Consider the following 1,043-nt stretch of genomic DNA (forward strand, 5'->3'; position numbering starts at 1 on the left):
CAGGTCGCCCCCCAGCGCGCGGCCCTGCACGCCCGCCAGGGTGAAGCCGGTGTCGGTGAACTGCACGGTGCCGCGCGCGCGGCCGATGGGCGGGGCCTCCGGTGCGATGCGCACGTCGTTGCCCGCCAGGGTCACGCTGCCCTGCAACTTGGACTGGTCGATGTGGCTGACGGGCAGCGACAGGGCCAGCTGCAGGTCGGCCGTGCCGTTGGCGGTGGTCTTGTCCAGCGCATTGCCGGTCAGGCGCGCCAGCGGCGAGGTGGTGACGAACGACAGCATGTCTGCCAGCGGGCCCCGCGCATCGGCGTTCACCGCGACCACCGTGTGGGCCAGGTCCGGAATGCGCGCCTCCACCTTGTTCACGCGCAGCTTCGGCGTGCCGGCGAAGCTGCCGCTGGCGCCCTTCACGGCCATGGTGGAGCGGTCGAAGATCAGGTCGCCGGTGAGTTCGGTGAGGGCGGGCCAGGGCGCCTCGTTGGCATGCTGCAGGCGCGGCGGCACATAGGCATAAGTCACGTCCTTCACGCGCGCGGCGATGTGGAAGTCGCCCTGCCCGAGCGTGTTGAAGGGAATGTCGTGCAGGTCGCCCTTGACGCGGAACTGCACGTTGCTGGCCGTGCCCGTGGTGACCGCGTCGCGCACGTAGTGGCGCGTCTCCTGCGGGATGGACAGCGGCAGGTAGCGGTGCACGCGGGTGCCGTCCGCGCGGCTCAGGCTGCCGGACAGGTCCAGCACGCCGGGAAACCGCGGCCGGGCACCGCCACGCTCGGCATCGCCGGTGTGCCAGTTCAGCCGGGCCTCGCCCTGCGCATCGGCGTTGGAAAACTGCAGGTCGCTGGCCTGCACCGCGATGCGCTCGCCCTCGATCTGCCAGCGCACGTTCGCCGACAGCTGGTCCACCGGCACCGTGCCTTCCTCGAACACGTGGGGCAGCACCAGGGCGCCGTCCGCCAGGGCCAGCGTGGCCTTGCCGCCCGCCTGCGACACGTCGAACTCCACGCTCGCGCCGCGCAGGCCGGGCACGTGCGAGGCCGCGCCCTCGG

The 1,043-nt window shown here is 72.3% G+C and carries 1 protein-coding gene; it reads right to left on the bottom strand.

The genetic code is table 11. The features are described from left to right. Positions 1-1,043, bottom strand: a 1,043-nt coding sequence (locus AC27IQ_RS25575; protein WP_487091307.1) for a YhdP family phospholipid transporter, incomplete at both ends; no start/stop codon positions are given.

The organism is Acidovorax sp. KPB24-07 (assembly GCF_057543315.1).